This is a genomic window from Isoptericola sp. b515, assembly GCF_030588125.1.
Classification (GTDB): domain Bacteria; phylum Actinomycetota; class Actinomycetes; order Actinomycetales; family Cellulomonadaceae; genus Isoptericola; species Isoptericola sediminis.
Genome location: NZ_JAUQYR010000002.1, coordinates 520,163 through 536,201 on the forward strand (window position 1 = coordinate 520,163; position 16,039 = coordinate 536,201).

The following is a 16,039-nucleotide window of genomic DNA, read 5'->3' on the forward strand; positions in this document are numbered from 1 at the left end:
CCGATGGCCGACCACCCGATCCCGGGCGGCGGCCCCGCGCAGCAGGCCCCGCACCCCACCCCCGGGGTGCGGGGTCCTGTCGTCGGGCTCCGCGACGAGCTGCTCGCCGCCGCACGGGACCTCACCGGTCCGGGACGCTCCGGCGTCGCCCGCCGGGCCACCCTCCAACAGCTCGTCACCGACCGCGTCGGCGCGCTGTACGCCGAGGCCACCGCCGGTGTCGACCCCACCGGGCTGGCGCTCGCCGCGGTCGGGTCGCTGGGCCGCGGCGAGCTCGGGCCGCTGTCCGACCTCGACCTCGTGCTCGTCCACGACGGACGCACCCACAAGCCCGACGAGCTCGCGCACGTCGCCGAACGCCTCTGGTACCCCCTGTGGGACTCCGGCGTCGACATCGACCACGCGGTGCGCTCGCTCAACCAGACGCGGCAGCTGGCCATGCGCGACCTGCCCGCCGCCGTCGGCTGGCTGGACGTGCGTCCCGTGGCCGGCGACGCCGTCGTCGTCCACCGGGCGGCCTCCGGGATCCTCACCGACTGGCGGTCGGCCGCCCGGCGACGGCTGCCCGAGCTGCTCTCCAGCGTCCGTGAGCGGGCCGAGCGGTCCGGCGACCTCGCCTACCTCGTCGAACCCGACCTCAAGGAGGCCCGTGGGGGCATCCGGGACGCGGTGGTGGTCTCGGCGCTGGCCGCGACGTGGCTGACCGACCGGCCGCACGGTCGGGTGGACGCGGCGTACGCCCACCTGCTGGACGTCCGGGACACCCTGCACGTCGTCACGCGCCGACGGTCCACGCGCCTGCTGCTGGCCGACCTCGACGAGGTGGCCGCGCGCTGCGGCCACGACGACCCGGACGAGCTCCTGGCCAGCCTCGCCGAGGCCGGGCGCGAGATCTCCTTCGCCCTCGACTCCACCGTGCGGCGGGCGCGGCAGGCGCTGCAGCGTCCCGCGGCACGTCGGCCCATGGTGGTGCGCGGCCGTCGCCAGCCACCCCGGCTGCGGTCGGTGGGGGACGGGCTGGTCGAGCACGACGGTGAGCTCGTGCTCGGTGTCAACGTCGTCCCGGCCGAGGACCCGCAGCTGTCGCTGCGCGCCGCGGCGACGGCGGCACGCACCGGCCTGGTGCTCTCCCCGGTCACGATGCAGTCGTTGGCCGAGTGCCCGCCGGTCCCGGAGCCCTGGCCCTCGACGGCGCGCAACCACCTGCTCACGCTCCTGGCCTCCGGACCGGCGCAGATCCACGTGTGGGAGGCCCTCGACCTCGCCGGGGCGGTGACGACCTGGATCCCGGAGTGGGCGGACGTGCGCAACAAGCCCCAGCGCGCCGCCGTCCACCGTCACACCGTGGACCGGCACCTCGTGGAGACCGCGGCGCTCGCCACCGGGGTGCGCAAGCGGCAGATCGCCGACGGCGTGCCGTCTCGCCTGCTGCCGTCGGACCTGCTGCTGGTCACGGCGATCCTGCACGACATCGGCAAGCGCCGGCGGGCCGCGAGCACGGACCACTCGGTCGAGGGCGCGGCCGTGGCCCCCGGGATCGTGCGCCGGATGGGATTCCCGGAGCCGTTCGTGGCCGACGTCGAGCGCCTGGTGCGCCATCACCTGACCTTGTCGGGGCTGGCCACGCGGTCCGACCCCGAGGACCCGGCGACGGTGCGGACCCTGCTGGAGGCCGTCGACCACCGCGCCGACCTGCTGGAGGTGCTGCGGGCCCTGACCGAGTGCGACGCGACGTCGCTGGGCCCCGCCGGGTGGACCGGCTGGCGGGGCAGTCTCGTGGACCAGCTCACGCAGCGGGCGCGTGCGGCCCTCGCCGAGGAGACGGCGAGCGAGGGCGGGTCGGACGACCGCGGGTCGGGCCGGTAGGCTAGGGGACCGCACTTCATCCATCCCGTGAAGAGGACCACCTGGTGTTCAACTCCCTGTCGGACCGTCTCTCTGCGACGTTCAAGAACCTGCGCGGCCGGGGACGGCTGTCCGAGGCGGACATCGACGCGACCGTGCGGGAGATCCGGCGCGCGCTGCTCGATGCCGACGTCGCCGTGCCCGTCGTGCGGGAGTTCACGCGCGCCGTGCGCGAGCGTGCGCTCGGCGCCGAGGTCTCGGCGGCCCTCAACCCCGCCCAGCAGGTCGTCAAGATCGTCAACGACGAGCTCGTCGAGATCCTCGGCGGGCAGACCCGTCCGCTGTCGCTGGCGAAGAACCCGCCGACGGTCATCATGCTGGCCGGCCTGCAGGGCGCGGGCAAGACGACCCTCGCGGGCAAGCTGGCGCTCGCGCTGAAGGAGCAGGGGCACACCCCGTTGCTCGTGGCGGCGGACCTGCAGCGGCCCAACGCGGTGACCCAGCTCTCGGTCGTGGCCGAGCGCGCCGGGGTGCCGGTGTTCGCGCCGCACCCGGGCAACACGTCGAGCGAGGACACCGACGCGGTCATCGGCGACCCGGTCGGGGTGGCCCGCGACGGCGTCGGCGAGGCGCGGTCCAAGCAGCACGACGTCGTCATCGTCGACACCGCCGGTCGGCTCGGCGTCGACCAGGTGCTCATGCAGCAGGCCTCCGACATCCGCTCGGCGATCGACCCCGACGAGGTCCTGTTCGTCATCGACGCGATGATCGGTCAGGACGCGGTCAGCACCGCCAACGCGTTCGCCGAGGGTGTCGACTTCACCGGTGTCGTGCTGTCGAAGCTCGACGGCGACGCCCGCGGTGGTGCCGCGCTGTCGGTGGCGAAGGTGACCGGTCGCCCGATCATGTTCGCCTCGACCGGCGAGAAGCTCACCGACTTCGAGGTCTTCCACCCCGACCGGATGGCGTCGCGCATCCTCGACATGGGTGACGTGCTCACCCTCATCGAGCAGGCGGAGAAGGCGTTCGACGCCGAAGAGGCCGAGAAGATGGCGGCCAAGGTCGCCGGCGGCGAGGACTTCACGCTCAGCGACTTCCTGGTGCAGATGCAGCAGATGAAGAAGCTCGGGTCGATGAAGAAGATGCTCGGGATGATGCCCGGCATGGCCCAGATGCGCGAGCAGATCGAGAACTTCGACGAGCGCGAGGTCGACCGGGTCCAGGCGCTCATCCAGTCGATGACGCCGGCCGAGCGGGACAACCCGAAGATCATCAACGGCTCGCGCCGGGCGCGGATCGCCCGCGGTGCGGGGCAGACCACCGCGGCCGTCAACGGCCTGCTGGACCGCTTCGCCCAGGCGCAGAAGATGATGCGCCAGATGGCCTCCGGCGGCGGCATGCCGGGCGGTGGCCCCGGCGGCATGCCGGGGATGCCCGGGATGCCGGGCATGCCGGGCGGCGGCAAGAAGTCCCGCGGCAAGCAGGCGCCCAAGAAGAAGATCAAGGGCAAGTCCGGCAACCCGGCCAAGCGGGCCCAGCAGGAGCGCGAGGCCATGCAGCGGGCCCTGGGTGGCGGCGGCCGCAAGCCGGCGTCGGCCGGCTCGGCCTTCGGCGTCGGCGGCGACCAGCCCGAGGCCGCGGACGTCGAGAACCTCGAGCTCCCGTCCGACGTCAGCAAGCTCCTCGGCGGCCGGTGACGCCGGTAGGCTGACGACATGTCGGTGCCGCACGTCCCCCTGCACGTCACCGGACGGATCCTGCTCGACGGCGACCGTGAGGTCGGCGAGATGTGGGTCCGCGACGGACGCCTGAGCCTGCTGCGCCCGACGCCGCAGGGCAGCGCCGCCACGGAGCTCGAGGGGTGGGTCGTCCCGGGGCTCGTGGACGTGCACTGCCACGTCGGGCTCGACTCCGGGGGAGCCACGGACGTCGGGACGGCCGCCAAGCAGGCGCTCGTCGACCGGGACGCGGGCGTCCTGCTGATCCGCGACGCCGGGTCGCCGCTGGACACCTCGTGGGTCGCCGACCGTGCCGACCTGCCGCGGCTCCTGCGGGCCGGCGCCCACCTGGCGCGGCCCAAGCGCTACCTGCGCCACTACGGGCTCGAGCTGGACGACGTCGCGGACCTCCCGCGGGTCGTCCGCGAGCAGGCACGTGCCGGGGACGGCTGGGTCAAGCTCGTCGGCGACTGGATCGACCGGGACCTCGGCGCCGACGGCGACCTGCGGCCCCTGTGGCCCGTGGGCGTGCTGACCGAGGCCGTCGCCGCGGCCCACGCCGAGGCGGCCCGGGTGACCGTGCACGCCTTCTCGGAGGAGGTGGTCCCGGACCTGCTCGCCGCCGGGGTCGACGGCATCGAGCACGGCACCGGCCTGACCGAGGACCAGATCGCCGAGGTGGCCCACCGCGGCATCGCGGTGACGCCCACCCTGCTGCAGGTCGACCAGTTCGAGAACATCGCCGCGCAGGCCGACGGGAAGTACCCGGTCTACGCCGCGCGGATGCGCCGCATGCACGCGCGCCGCTACGAGCAGGTGCGCGCCCTGCACGAGGCGGGGGTGCCGCTGCTGGTGGGCACGGACGCGGGCGGCACGATCTCGCACGGTCGGATCGCGGACGAGTGCGCCGAGCTGGTGGCGGCGGGCATCCCGCCCGCGGAGGTCGTGGCCATGGCCACGTGGCGCGCGCGATCCTTCCTCGGCCAGGCCGGGATGGTCGAGGGCGCCAGCGCGGACTTCGTGGTCTACCCGGCCGACCCGCGCGAGGACATCGGCGTGCTGCGCCACCCGACGGCCGTCGTGCTGCGGGGACGCGTCGTCGCACCGTAGCGGCGTGCGCCGGGTCGGCGTGTGACGCACCTCCGGGTTGGGGGTGGGCCGCGCGTCTGGCACAATGGCGGGGTACTCGGCGTGCCCAGGCCCCTCTCACCTGCGCGCGCCCGGTCCTGATCCGATCGTCCGCCGGACACCCCACCCGCGCGACGTCCCGGACACCCCACAAGCACAGGAGAGTCCACACCCGTGGCCGTCAAGATTCGTCTGAAGCGTTTCGGCAAGATTCGCAGCCCGTTCTACCGTGTCGTCGTGGCCGACTCGCGCACCAAGCGCGACGGTCGCGTCATCGAAGAGGTCGGCAAGTACCACCCGACCGAGGAGCCCTCGTTCATCGAGATCGACTCCGAGCGCGTGCAGTACTGGCTCGGCGTCGGCGCCCAGCCGACCGAGCAGGTCGCCGCCATCCTCCGCGTCACCGGTGACTGGCAGAAGTTCAAGGGTCTCCCGGGCGCCGAGGGCACCCTGAAGACCAAGAAGCCCGCCGCCGAGACGACGTCGGCCGTCGACGCCGTCAACGCCGAGGCGGAGAAGGCCAAGGCGAAGGCCTCCGCCGCGAAGGACGCCGACACGTCGGCCGACACCGAGGCCGAGGCCGAGGCCTGATGCTGGCGGACGCCCTCGAGCACCTCGTGCGCGGCATCGTGGACAACCCGGACGACGTCCGGGTGTCCGCCCGCACGCAGCGCCGGGGCGACCTGCTCGAGGTCCGGGTGCATCCCGACGACCTCGGTCGCGTGATCGGTCGGGGCGGCCGGACCGCCAAGGCGCTGCGCACCGTCGTCGGTGCGCTGGCGACCGACGGTCCGGTGCGGGTCGACGTCGTGGACGTCGACCGCCGCTGACCCGCCCGGCGCGGCGCAGAGCAGTCTCGACGAGGCCCGGTCCCCCCGCGGGGCCGGGCCTCGTCGTGTTCACTGGGCACGGGCGGCCCGAGGAGAAGGAGACGACATGGAGCTGGTGGTGGCCCGCGTGGGCCGTGCGCACGGACTGCGGGGCGAGGTCTCGCTCGAGGCGCGCACCGACGTGCCCGACGAGCGGTTCGCCGTCGGGGCCGTGCTGAGGACCGACCCGGCGGACGCCGGACCGCTGACCGTCGAGAGCGCGCGGACGCACCAGGGTCGCTGGCTGGTGCGTTTCGCCGAGGTGGCCGACCGCACGGCGGCCGAGTCGTTGCGCGGCATCGAGCTGCTGGTCGACGTCGAGGACTCCGTCGAGGAGGACGCCTGGTACCCGCACGAGCTGCAGGGACTGCGGGCCGAGCTCGGCGACGGGACCGTGGTCGGCGAGGTCGTGGGGCTGGAGCACCTGCCGGCGCACGACGCGCTCGTCGTCCGGGAGGACGGGGGAGCCCGGACGCTCGTCCCGTTCGTGCGCCCCATCGTGCCCGTCGTCGACGTCCCCGGCGGTCGGGTCGTGCTCGACCCGCCCGGAGGGCTCCTCGCGCGCGACCAGAGCGCGGACGGCGACCTCGGCGAGCCGGAGGCCTGAGGTGCGCATCGACGTCGTCACCATCTTCCCGGACTACCTGGCCGCCCTCGACCTGTCGCTGGTGGGTAAGGCACGGCGTGCGGGTCTGCTCGACCTGCGCGTGCACGACCTGCGTGACTGGACCGACGACCGTCACCGCACGGTCGACGACACCCCGTTCGGCGGCGGCGCGGGCATGGTCATGCGTCCCGACGTGTGGGGGCGCGCGCTGGACGACCTCCTGCCCGCCGACGGGCCCGCGCGGCTCGTGGTGCCCGCGCCGTCGGGGGAGGTCTTCACCCAGCGGCGTGCCGAGGCCCTGGCGACCGAGGAGCACCTGGTCGTGGCCTGCGGGCGGTACGAGGGCATCGACGCCCGCGTGGTCGAGCACTACCGGGACCGCGGCGTCGCCGTGGACGAGCTGTCCCTGGGGGACTACGTCCTCAACGGGGGCGAGGTCGCCGCGCTGGTGATGGTGGAGGCGGTCGGCCGGCTCCTGCCGGGCGTCGTGGGCAACCCGCACTCGCTGGTCGAGGAGTCGCACGGGGAGGCCGGGCTGCTCGAGTACCCGGTCTACACCAAGCCGCCGGTCTGGCAGGGGCGCGAGGTGCCCGACGTGCTGCTCTCCGGCCACCACGCGCGGATCGAGCGCTGGCGCCGCGACGAGGCGTTGCGCCGGACCGCCCGCCGACGTCCCGACATGATCGCCGCCCTCGGCGAGGACGCCCTGGACCGACGGGACCGCGAGGTGCTGGCGGAGGCGACGGGTGACGCCGACGCGTCGGTCGGTGAGGCGTCTCACGACGCCGACGCCTGACCCCGGTCGGTCCGGTGTGGCAGAATAGGGCGCCGGTGTGTCGCGGCCCGAGCTCTGCCACAGGGGAGACCATCGGGCTCCGAGCCGACGCACCCACCATGACGACATCCGGTCCGCACCGGCGGACCCAGAGCTTGCGCTGACCTGTGGCAGCGTGGGGGAGACAACCATGAAGACGCTCGACTTCGTCGACGCAGCCTCGCTGCGCTCGGACATCCCGGACTTCCGCGCCGGCGACACCGTCAAGGTCAACGTGAAGGTCATCGAGGGCAACCGCTCTCGTGTCCAGGCGTTCCAGGGCGTCGTGATCGCCCGGCGCAACAGCGGCGTGGGCTCGACCTTCACGGTCCGCAAGGTCAGCTTCGGCGTCGGCGTGGAGCGCACGTTCCCGGTGCACGCCCCGACGGTCGACTCGGTCGAGGTCGTCACCCGCGGTGACGTCCGTCGCGCCAAGCTCTACTACCTGCGCGAGCTGCGCGGCAAGAAGGCGAAGATCCGCGAGAAGCGCGAGACCCCCAAGAAGTGATCGCCGGCGGCTCAGGCCGCCGCTGCGAGCCCGACGGGCGGCCCTCCTCGAGGAGGGCCGCCCGTCGGCGTCTCCGGGCACCCGGGGTTTCGCGCGCCGTCCGGCGATCTGGCAAGGTGTGGTCGTGGCAGACTCCGATCCCATGACCTCCGCGCCGGACCGACCCGAGGACCCGGGCCGTCCGTCCGACGACGTCGTGGGACGACCGCACGGCGACGACGACGCCGTCCGCGCCTCCACCCCGCCGGCGCACGCCGCCGCGTCCGGGGAGGCCCCGCGCAGCCGGAGCCTCGGGTTGCTGCGCGAGACCGCCATCATCGTGGTCTCCGCGCTGGTGCTGTCGTGGCTGATCAAGACCTTCCTCGTGCAGGCCTTCTACATCCCGAGCTCGTCGATGGAGGACACGCTCCAGGTCGGGGACCGGGTCATGGTCTCGCGACTCGTCCCGGGTCCGCTGGACGTCAACCGGGGCGACATCGTCGTCTTCCAGGACCCCGGCGGCTGGCTCCCGCCGTTCGAGGAGCCGGACCGCGGCCCGGTCGGCAACGCCGTCCGGGACGCCGCCACCTTCGTCGGGCTGCTCCCGCAGGACGCCGGGGACCACCTCATCAAGCGCGTCGTCGGCACCCCGGGGGACACCGTGGCGTGCTGCGACGACCAGGGCCGCGTGACGGTCAACGGCGTCGCCGTCGACGAGGGCGAGTACCTCGCCGCCGGGGCGGTGCCGAGCCAGACGGACTTCGAGCACGAGGTCCCCGCGGACATGCTGTTCGTCATGGGCGACAACCGGCAGAACTCGCAGGACTCCCGCTACAACACCGGGAAACCCGGTGGCGGGTTCGTCCCGCTGGACAATGTGGTCGGCAACGCGTGGGTCATCATGTGGCCCTTCGAGGACGCACGCCTCCTGCGCAACCCCTCCGACGTCTTTTCCGACGTGCCCGCGCCCGAGGGTGCCGCTCCATGACCACCCGGCCCGGGCGGCGCAGCCCGACGCTGCGCGCCGAGCGAGCACTGCTGGCCGACGGCGCCCGCCTCGTCGGCGGCATGGACGAGGTCGGCCGGGGCGCCCTGGCCGGACCCGTCAGCGTCGGCCTGGTGGTCGTCGACGCCGGCACCCGGACCGCGCCGCGCGGGCTGACCGACTCCAAGCTGCTCGCCCCGAAGGTCCGCGAGGCGATGGTCGACCCGCTGCGCCGGTGGGCCGTGGCCTGGGCCGTGGGGCACGCGGGCCCCGCCGAGATCGACGCGCACGGCATCGTGGCGGCGCTGCGGCTCGCCGGGCGCCGGGCGCTGGCGCAGATCCGTCGCACGCACGGCGACGTCGACGTCGTCCTCCTCGACGGGTCGCACGACTGGCTCAGCCCGCCGGGTGCGGATCTCTTCGAGGCCGCCGACCTCGACCCCGGCGGCGCGCTCGACGCCCCGGAACCCGGGGTACGGACCATGGTCAAGGCGGACCTGCAGTGCTCCTCGGTGGCCGCGGCCAGCGTGCTGGCCAAGGTCGAGCGGGACGGCCTGCTCAGCCGGCTGGCCGCCCAGTACCCCCACTACGCCTGGGAGCAGAACAAGGGCTACTCGGCCCCCGCGCACCTGGACGGCCTGCGACGCCGGGGGCCGACGCCCCAGCACCGGCGGTCGTGGAACCTGCGGGTGCTCGACGACACGCCCGCCCTCGAGCGGGAGGGGTCGGGTGACCCGCCGGTGTCGGCGGACCTCGTGACGCTGGAGGCCGCCGCGGCCTCCGAGGAGGCAGTCCCGCGCTACCGGGTGGGATGATGACCCGGTGAGCGCTGAGGACCTCGAGAACTACGAGAACGACGCCGAGCTGGCCCTCTACCGCGAGTACCGGGACGTGGTGGGTCTCTTCTCGTACGTGGTGGAGACCGAACGACGCTTCTACCTCGCCAACCAGGTCGACCTGCAGGTGCGGTCCGCCGCGGGCGAGGTGTACTTCGAGCTCCGGCTGAACGACGCCTGGGTCTGGGACGTCTACCGGTCCGCGCGGTTCGTGAAGTCGGTCCGGGTGGTGACGTTCAAGGACGTCAACGTCGAGGAGCTCGCCAAGGCCGAGATCGCGCTCTAGGGACCTCCCCGCGACATCGCGTCGGGCACGGCCGTCCACAGCCACGCCCTCGGGCCGGTTGTGCACAGCTGAGGTCGGTACGCCTCGGCTCGCCGCCCGCGGCGGAGCAGGCTCGGTCATGGAGGTGGTTCCGTGCGAGCCAAGGATGCCGTCGGACGGCACGGCGAACGGGTGGCGGCCCGCTACCTGACCGCCCGGGGGTACGAGGTCCTCGACCGCAACTGGCGGGGGACCGGCGGCGAGCTGGACCTCGTCGCGCGTCACGAGGGCGTCGTGGTGGTCGTCGAGGTCAAGACGCGACGGGGGACCGGCTACGGCTATCCCGCGGAGGCCGTGACCCCCGACAAGCTGCGGCGGATCCGTCGACTGACCGGCGAGTGGCTGCGGACGCACCCGGGAGAGTGGTGCGAGGTCCGGGTCGACGTCGTCGGCGTCCTGCTCCCACCGTCCGGGGCCGCCCGGGTGGAGCACCTGCGAGGGGTGCTCTGATGGGGTACGCGACGACCACGGGGGTCGCGCTGACGGGTATGGAGGGCCACGTCGTGGACGTCCAGGCCCAGCTCGCCCGCTCGCTGCCCGGTTTCACGCTCGTCGGGCTGCCGGACACCGCGCTGGCCGAGTCGCGGGACCGGGTCCGCGCCGCCGTGCTCTCGGCCGGCATCGAATGGCCCCAGCGGAAGATCACCGTCAACCTCTCGCCCGCCTCGTTGCGCAAGTCGGGCTCCGGCTTCGACCTCGCGATCGCCGTGGCCGTCCTCGCCGGCCACGGGGTGGTGCCGGCCGCCCGCGTCGCGCGGGTGCTGCACCTGGCCGAGCTGGGACTGGACGGTCGCCTCCAGCCCGTGCGCGGGGTGCTTCCGGCGGTCGCGGCCGCCGTCGCCGCCGGGCTGCGGGACGTCGTCGTCGCGGCCGGGGACGCGGCCGAGGCCGCGCTCGTCCCCGGGGCGCGCGTCCACGGAGCGGCGCACCTCGGCGACGTCGTGCTCCGCCACGGTGGCCGCCTGCGTCACCACCGCACCGTCGAGCCCGTGGTCCCCGTGCGGTCGGTGGCGCCGCCGCGGGCCGATCAGGACCTCGCCGACGTCGTCGGCCAGGTCGAGGCGCGCACCGCGCTGGAGATCGCCGCGGCCGGCGGCCACCACCTGGCCATGGTCGGCCCGCCCGGCGCGGGCAAGACGATGCTCGCCGCCCGGCTGCCGGGCATCCTGCCCGACCTCACCGAGGCCGAGGCCGTCGAGGTCACGGGCGTGCACTCGGTGGCCGGCACGTTCGACCCCGGCGGCGGGCTCGTGCGGCGTCCGCCCTTCGAGGACCCGCACCACACGGCCACGCCCGCGGCCATCGCCGGTGGCGGGACCGGTGTGGCCCGCCCGGGAGCCGTGTCCCGGGCGCATCGGGGTGTGCTCTTCCTCGACGAGGCGCCCGAGTTCTCGCCCCGGGTGCTGCAGACCCTGCGGCAGCCCCTGGAGTCCGGCGAGCTGGTGCTCCACCGCAGCGGGGGCGCCGCCCGCTACCCGGCCCGGTTCCAGCTCGTGCTCGCCGCCAACCCCTGCCCGTGCGGCATGTCCGACACCGGTGCGGGCCAGGACTGCACGTGCACGGTGACCGCGCGACGTCGCTACCTGGCGCGGCTCTCCGGCCCTCTGCTCGACCGGGTGGACCTCCGGGTGCACGTCACGGGCCCCAGCCGTGCCGACCGACTGCTCGGCGGGGCGGGTGAGTCGACCCGCGTCGTCGCGGACCGTGTCGCCGTCGCGCGTGGGCGGGCACGGGAGCGGCTGCGCGGCACCCCGTGGCGCACCAACGCCGAGCTGCCCGGACCCTGGCTGCACGACAGGCTGGGGAAGGAACGCGCCGTGCTCGGTCCCGTCGAACGGCTGGTCGACGACGGCGGGCTGTCCCTGCGCGGCGCCCACCGGGTGCTGCGCGTCGCGTGGACCGTGGCCGACCTCGACGGGCGCGACCTGCCCGGCCGGGCCGACGTGGACACCGCGCTGGCGCTCAGATCGGCAGGACCCCGTGGCTGAACCGCACCGCGGCTCCACGTCGCCGTCCCGGCCCGCCGTGCGCTTCGACCTCGACGACCCGGTGCTGGCGGCCGCCGCCTGGAGCCGGGTCGCCGAACCCGGGGACGTCGTGGCCGGCGCACTCGTCGAGCACCTCGGTGCCGCCGGCGCGCTGCGCTGGCTCGTCGACGCCGCGACCGACCCGGCCGGGGCGCGGCGGGCCGCCCGGATCGACCGGCTGCCCCTCCCGGAGTCGCCGACGGTGCCGGGTGGCCCGTCCCCGGGTGTCCGGGACGGAGCCGACGCGGTGTCGCGGCTCGCTGCCGCCGTCCGGCGCTGGGCACCCCGACTGGACAGCCTCGACCCGCGCCGCGAGCTCCGGGTCCTCGAGCGGTGCGGTGGAGCGCTCGTCACCCGGGACGACCCGCACTGGCCGGCCGCGTTCGCGGACCTCGGCCCGACGGCGCCGTTCGCCCTGTGGGTGCGCGGACGTGCCGACGTGGCCGCCTGGGCCGAGCGATCGGTGGCGCTGGTCGGGTCGCGCGCCTCGACCAGGTACGGCGAGCGTGTCACCGAGGAGCTCGCCGCGGGGCTCGCCGACCGGGGGTTCACGGTCGTGTCCGGCGGCGCGTACGGCATCGACGCCTCCGCGCACCGCGGGGCGCTCGCGGCCGCCGGGACCACCTGCGCCGTGCTCGCCGGGGGTGTGGACCGGTACTACCCCCAGGGCAACGACGGGTTGCTGCGCCGCACGGTCGACGACGGCGGTGCGGTGCTCAGCGAGGTCCCGCCGGGGTCGGCGCCCTTTCGTCAGCGGTTCCTCGCCCGCAACCGGCTCATCGCGGCGCTGACGAGGGCCACCGTCGTCGTGGAGGCGGCCCGAAGGTCGGGCGCGCTGTCGACGGCGCGCCGGGCGGCGGATCTGCTGCGCCCGCTCGGAGCGGTGCCGGGACCGGTGACGTCGATGGCGTCCGCGGGGTGCCACGGCCTGCTGCGGGACGGCGCCGCCGTCTGCGTGACCTCGGCGGCGGAGGTGGCCGAGCTGGCCGGCCGGATCGGCCATGACGCCGAGCCCGACGGCCCGGCGGACGGCGACGACCTCCTCGGCGAGCTCGGGCCGGACGAGCGGATGCTGCGGGACGCCCTGCCCCTGCGCTCGGGCGCCACGGTCGACGGTCTCGCCCGCAGCGCCGGGCTCTCCCCCCGACGGGTGCTGACGCTGCTGGGAGGGTTCGAGCGCCGCGGACTGGCACGCTGCGACGCGGGTCGGTGGTCGTGGGTCCGGTGAGGTCCGAGGCTCGCGGCGTCCACGGGAGGAAACGCCGGACGACCTGCGGCGTCACCGTGCCGTGGCGGGGCAGACTGACCCCGATGACCGACCCGGACGTCCCGCCGCTGCCCACCGCGCTCGCCGGCGCGGTGGACGACTTCTCGCGGCACCTGGCCACGCGGCAGGGACACTCGGCGCACACCCGTCGCGCCTACCGCGCCGACGTCACCGCGCTGCTCCGGTACGCCGTCCGGCACGGTGCGGCCGGCCTGGACGGGGTCGACCTGACGATGCTGCGCGGTTGGCTGGGTGCCCAGGCGGACCGCGGCCTGGCCCGGGCGACCCTGGCCCGCCGGGGCGCGGCGGCGCGGGCCTTCCTGCGCTGGGCGCACCACGAGGGACTCCTCGCCCACGACCCGTCGGCGCGGCTGGCCAACCCGCGCGTTCCGCGGACGCTGCCGACCGTGCTGACGACGCAGGCCGCCGCCCGGTTGCTCGACACCGCGCGATCGGACGCGGAGGAGGCCGAGCCGGAGGACCGGCCGGCCGCGTTGCGGGCGTGGGCGGCGGCCGAGCTCCTCTACGGGTCGGGCATTCGCGTGGGCGAGCTCACGGCGGTCGACACCACGGACGTGGACGTCGCCGAACGGATCGTGCGGGTGCTCGGCAAGGGGGGCAAGGAGCGTGTCGTCCCCTTCGGTGTCCCCGCGGCGCGGGCGCTGCGGGCGTGGCTCGCCGAGGGACGGCCGGAGCTCGTCCGGGCGGACTCCCCGACGGCGCTCTTCCTCGGCGACCGCGGCGGCCGCTGGGGACAGCGCCAGGCCCGCGACGCCGTGCACCGGCTGGCGGACCGGGCCGAGGTCGACGACGTCGCGCCGCACGCCCTGCGGCACTCGGCCGCGACGCACCTGCTGGCCGGCGGGTCCGACCTGCGCTCGGTGCAGGAGGTGCTGGGCCACGCCGACCTGGGCACGACGCAGCGCTACACGCACGTGGACGCCGAGCGGCTGCGCCGGGTCTTCGAGCAGGCGTTCCCCCGGGCGTGAGGGGCCGGCGAGCTGTTCACCGTCGCGGCAGCAGCACCACGGGTGCCGCGAGGCCGACGAGGAGCAGCGGGTCGAGGTAGCGGTCACCGCGCCGGACGCCCCAGTGCAGGCAACCCTGCCGGCCGCAGTGCGACCGGGCGTCCGCGGCGACGACGGCGACGGGTGAGCCGCGGTCGACGTGGTCGCCCACCGCGCCGAGCGCGGTCGCGGGTTCGAACGTCGACCGCAGCTCCCCGTGACGGACCACGACCACGGGTTTGTCGCCGACCCGGCCGGCGAAGACGACCCGGCCCGTCGCGGGCGCCCGGACCGGGTCGCCGGGGTCGGCCGGCAGGTCGACGCCCCGGTGACCGGGTCGCCACGGCTCGGCCGGCAGGTCGGCGTGCGCCAGCACCGGACCCGGGCGTGGGAGCTCCCACGGCCCGGCGGGCAGGGGCGAGGAGACGAGCCCGGGGGAGAGGGCGGCGCCGGTGCGCGACGCGGCGGCCGACGGCGTGGGGGCGGGGCCGGCCGGTACGACCCCGAGGACGAGCGCCGACAGCAGGACCACCACCGCCGCGCGCGACACCGTGGTGCGTCCTCGTGCGCGGCGGGGCGGGGGGCGGTGCGGAGCCATGACGACACCGTGCCGTGGCGGGGCCCGCCGACGCTCCGCCGCCTCCCGGCGACTGTGGACGAGGCGGACGGGGCGTGGCCGCCGACGTGCGCGAGAACACCCCGGCGACCGTCCGTCGGTCGCGGTCGTGTCGGGTAGACTGCTGGCTGCGACAAGTCGTGTCCGCTCCCGCCTCGTTCCTCGCGTCGTCGACGCGTGCGCGAGACGCGGTCCGGCGCGGAGGGTCGACATCGCGCGTCACGTGGTGCCCGGCACGGTCCCCCAGGGATCGACGGGCACCGCCACCACGGCAGCGGTCCGCATCCCACGGGTGCGGTGCCGGGGCGGCGTGGCGCCAGGGGTGGTCGGGCCCGATGCCCACCACCGACAACCGAAGCACCTGCGACCGTCGACGACGTCGGCGGTCGCCCGATGCGTGCGGCACCGGGTGGATCCCGGACCGCACGGCGAAAGGACCAGCCATGGCCGTCGTGACCATGCGTCAGCTCCTCGAGAGCGGTGTCCACTTCGGGCACCAGACCCGCCGTTGGAACCCGAAGATGAAGCGCTTCATCTTCACCGAGCGCAACGGCATCTACATCGTCGACCTGCAGCAGTCGCTGTCGTACATCGACCGCTCCTACGAGTTCGTCAAGGAGACGGTCGCCCACGGCGGCACGATCCTGTTCGTCGGCACCAAGAAGCAGGCCCAGGAGGCCATCGCCGAGCAGGCGTCCCGCGTCGGCATGCCCTACGTCAACCACCGTTGGCTCGGCGGCATGCTGACCAACTTCACCACCGTGCACAAGCGTCTCCAGCGCCTCAAGGAGCTCGAGGAGATCGACTTCGACGACGTCGCCGGCTCCGGCCTGACGAAGAAGGAGCTCCTCGTCCTGCGCCGCGAGAAGGACAAGCTCTCGCGCACGCTGGGCGGTATCCGCGACATGGCCAAGACGCCGTCGGCCGTGTGGATCGTGGACACCAACAAGGAGCACCTCGCCGTCGACGAGGCCCGCAAGCTGGGCATCCCCGTCGTGGCGATCCTCGACACCAACTGCGACCCCGACCTGGTCGACTACGCGATCCCGGGCAACGACGACGCGATCCGCTCCGTCACGCTGCTGACGCGGGTCATCGCCGACGCGGCCGCCGAGGGCCTCATGCAGCGCGCCTCCGGCAAGAAGGGCGAGGCGACCACCGAGGAGTCCGAGCCGCTGGCCGAGTGGGAGCGCGAGCTCCTCGCCGGCGCCGAGGGCGACCAGGCCGCCGACGCCGCGCAGCCGGTCGCGCCGGCCGAGGGCGCCGCCGCGACCGAGGGTGCCACGGGCGCCGGTGACGCCGTCGCCCCGGGCGCCGACGCCGCTCCGGCCGCCGAGGCCGTCGCCGTGGCCGAGCCCGAGGCCGAGGCCAAGACCGAGAAGTCCGAGTGAGCCGCGGGGGGGGGGGGGGGGCCCCCCCCCCCCCCCCCCCCCCCCCCCCCCCCCCCCCCCCCCCCCCCCCCCCACCCCCCCGCCCCCCCCCCCCCCCCCCCCCCCCGACCCCCGCGC

Annotated in this window: 17 protein-coding genes; 16 read left to right on the forward strand and 1 reads right to left on the reverse strand. The window is 75.1% G+C overall.

All coding sequences use genetic code 11. The features are described 5' to 3' along the window. Positions 1-3 precede the first annotated feature (3 nt). The 15 genes from Q6350_RS08135 to Q6350_RS08205 all read left to right on the forward strand — a co-directional run bounded on the left by Q6350_RS08135 (position 4) and on the right by Q6350_RS08205 (position 13,897). Positions 4-1,866 carry an HD domain-containing protein gene (locus tag Q6350_RS08135; RefSeq protein ID WP_305065921.1) on the forward strand — a complete coding sequence of 621 codons (1,863 nt, stop codon included), beginning with the start codon at positions 4-6 and terminating at the stop codon, positions 1,864-1,866. A gap of 44 nt (positions 1,867-1,910) precedes the next feature. Next, complete coding sequence (gene ffh, locus Q6350_RS08140; protein WP_304603645.1) at positions 1,911-3,542, forward strand: signal recognition particle protein; 1,632 nt, start codon at positions 1,911-1,913, stop codon at positions 3,540-3,542. A gap of 18 nt (positions 3,543-3,560) precedes the next feature. Continuing rightward, positions 3,561-4,673, forward strand: a complete 1,113-nt coding sequence (locus tag Q6350_RS08145; RefSeq protein WP_305065922.1) for an amidohydrolase family protein — start codon at positions 3,561-3,563, stop codon at positions 4,671-4,673. Positions 4,674-4,865: 192 nt separating this feature from the next. Beyond that, positions 4,866-5,282 (forward strand): 30S ribosomal protein S16, encoded by a 417-nt coding sequence (gene rpsP, locus Q6350_RS08150; protein ID WP_171246859.1) that lies wholly within the window; start codon positions 4,866-4,868, stop codon positions 5,280-5,282. Beyond that, positions 5,282-5,521 (forward strand): RNA-binding protein, encoded by a 240-nt coding sequence (locus tag Q6350_RS08155; RefSeq protein WP_171246860.1) that lies wholly within the window; start codon positions 5,282-5,284, stop codon positions 5,519-5,521. Before rpsP ends, Q6350_RS08155 begins: the two co-directional genes overlap by 1 nt. Positions 5,522-5,627: 106 nt before the next feature. Then, complete coding sequence (gene rimM, locus Q6350_RS08160) at positions 5,628-6,167, forward strand: ribosome maturation factor RimM (protein WP_305065923.1); 540 nt, start codon at positions 5,628-5,630, stop codon at positions 6,165-6,167. Position 6,168: 1 nt separating this feature from the next. Continuing rightward, a complete protein-coding gene (trmD, locus tag Q6350_RS08165; protein WP_304603648.1) occupies positions 6,169-6,963 on the forward strand; it encodes a tRNA (guanosine(37)-N1)-methyltransferase TrmD in 795 nt (264 codons plus the stop codon). 169 nt (positions 6,964-7,132) lie between these two features. Beyond that, on the forward strand, positions 7,133-7,489 hold the full coding sequence (rplS, locus tag Q6350_RS08170) for a 50S ribosomal protein L19 (RefSeq protein WP_171246863.1): 357 nt from the start codon (positions 7,133-7,135) through the stop codon (positions 7,487-7,489). 142 nt (positions 7,490-7,631) lie between these two features. Beyond that, positions 7,632-8,456 (forward strand): signal peptidase I, encoded by an 825-nt coding sequence (gene lepB / locus Q6350_RS08175; RefSeq protein ID WP_305065924.1) that lies wholly within the window; start codon positions 7,632-7,634, stop codon positions 8,454-8,456. Then, entirely contained in the window at positions 8,453-9,268 is an 816-nt protein-coding gene (locus Q6350_RS08180; RefSeq protein ID WP_171246319.1) for a ribonuclease HII, read from the forward strand. Before lepB ends, Q6350_RS08180 begins: the two co-directional genes overlap by 4 nt. Before the next feature lie 7 nt (positions 9,269-9,275). Next, on the forward strand, positions 9,276-9,575 hold the full coding sequence (locus Q6350_RS08185; RefSeq protein WP_171246318.1) for a DUF2469 domain-containing protein: 300 nt from the start codon (positions 9,276-9,278) through the stop codon (positions 9,573-9,575). 132 nt (positions 9,576-9,707) lie between these two features. Next, positions 9,708-10,064: a YraN family protein gene (locus Q6350_RS08190; protein ID WP_304603650.1), complete on the forward strand. Its 357-nt coding sequence runs from the start codon at positions 9,708-9,710 to the stop codon at positions 10,062-10,064. Beyond that, positions 10,064-11,602, forward strand: a complete 1,539-nt coding sequence (locus Q6350_RS08195; RefSeq protein WP_305065925.1) for a YifB family Mg chelatase-like AAA ATPase — start codon at positions 10,064-10,066, stop codon at positions 11,600-11,602. The genes Q6350_RS08190 and Q6350_RS08195 overlap by 1 nt, the downstream gene beginning before the upstream one ends. Next, positions 11,595-12,869, forward strand: coding sequence for a DNA-processing protein DprA (dprA, locus tag Q6350_RS08200; RefSeq protein ID WP_304603652.1), 1,275 nt, complete (start codon positions 11,595-11,597; stop codon positions 12,867-12,869). The genes Q6350_RS08195 and dprA overlap by 8 nt, the downstream gene beginning before the upstream one ends. Before the next feature lie 83 nt (positions 12,870-12,952). Then, a complete protein-coding gene (locus Q6350_RS08205) occupies positions 12,953-13,897 on the forward strand; it encodes a tyrosine-type recombinase/integrase (protein ID WP_304603653.1) in 945 nt (314 codons plus the stop codon). 16 nt (positions 13,898-13,913) lie between these two features. On the opposite strand, the gene Q6350_RS08210 is transcribed toward Q6350_RS08205, so the two are convergent. Continuing rightward, entirely contained in the window at positions 13,914-14,513 is a 600-nt protein-coding gene (locus Q6350_RS08210; protein WP_304603654.1) for a murein hydrolase activator EnvC, read from the reverse strand. A 461-nt stretch (positions 14,514-14,974) separates the two neighbouring features. Here Q6350_RS08210 and rpsB point away from each other — a divergent pair, with 461 nt between their 5' ends. After that, positions 14,975-15,922, forward strand: coding sequence for a 30S ribosomal protein S2 (rpsB, locus tag Q6350_RS08215; RefSeq protein WP_304603655.1), 948 nt, complete (start codon positions 14,975-14,977; stop codon positions 15,920-15,922). Positions 15,923-16,039: the final 117 nt, after the last annotated feature.

Bases quoted from the DNA above. Each gene is read 5' to 3' on its own strand.
- lepB (WP_305065924.1), top strand. From the start codon at position 7,632: ATGACCTCCGCGCCGGACCGACCCGAGGACCCGGGCCGTCCGTCCGAC.
- rimM (WP_305065923.1), top strand. From the start codon at position 5,628: ATGGAGCTGGTGGTGGCCCGCGTGGGCCGTGCGCACGGACTGCGGGGC.
- Q6350_RS08205 (WP_304603653.1), top strand. From the start codon at position 12,953: ATGACCGACCCGGACGTCCCGCCGCTGCCCACCGCGCTCGCCGGCGCG.
- Q6350_RS08195 (WP_305065925.1), top strand. From the start codon at position 10,064: ATGGGGTACGCGACGACCACGGGGGTCGCGCTGACGGGTATGGAGGGC.
- rplS (WP_171246863.1), top strand. From the start codon at position 7,133: ATGAAGACGCTCGACTTCGTCGACGCAGCCTCGCTGCGCTCGGACATC.
- Q6350_RS08145 (WP_305065922.1), top strand. From the start codon at position 3,561: ATGTCGGTGCCGCACGTCCCCCTGCACGTCACCGGACGGATCCTGCTC.
- Q6350_RS08210 (WP_304603654.1), bottom strand. From the start codon at position 14,513: ATGGCTCCGCACCGCCCCCCGCCCCGCCGCGCACGAGGACGCACCACG.
- Q6350_RS08155 (WP_171246860.1), top strand. From the start codon at position 5,282: ATGCTGGCGGACGCCCTCGAGCACCTCGTGCGCGGCATCGTGGACAAC.
- Q6350_RS08135 (WP_305065921.1), top strand. From the start codon at position 4: ATGGCCGACCACCCGATCCCGGGCGGCGGCCCCGCGCAGCAGGCCCCG.
- Q6350_RS08180 (WP_171246319.1), top strand. From the start codon at position 8,453: ATGACCACCCGGCCCGGGCGGCGCAGCCCGACGCTGCGCGCCGAGCGA.
- rpsB (WP_304603655.1), top strand. From the start codon at position 14,975: ATGGCCGTCGTGACCATGCGTCAGCTCCTCGAGAGCGGTGTCCACTTC.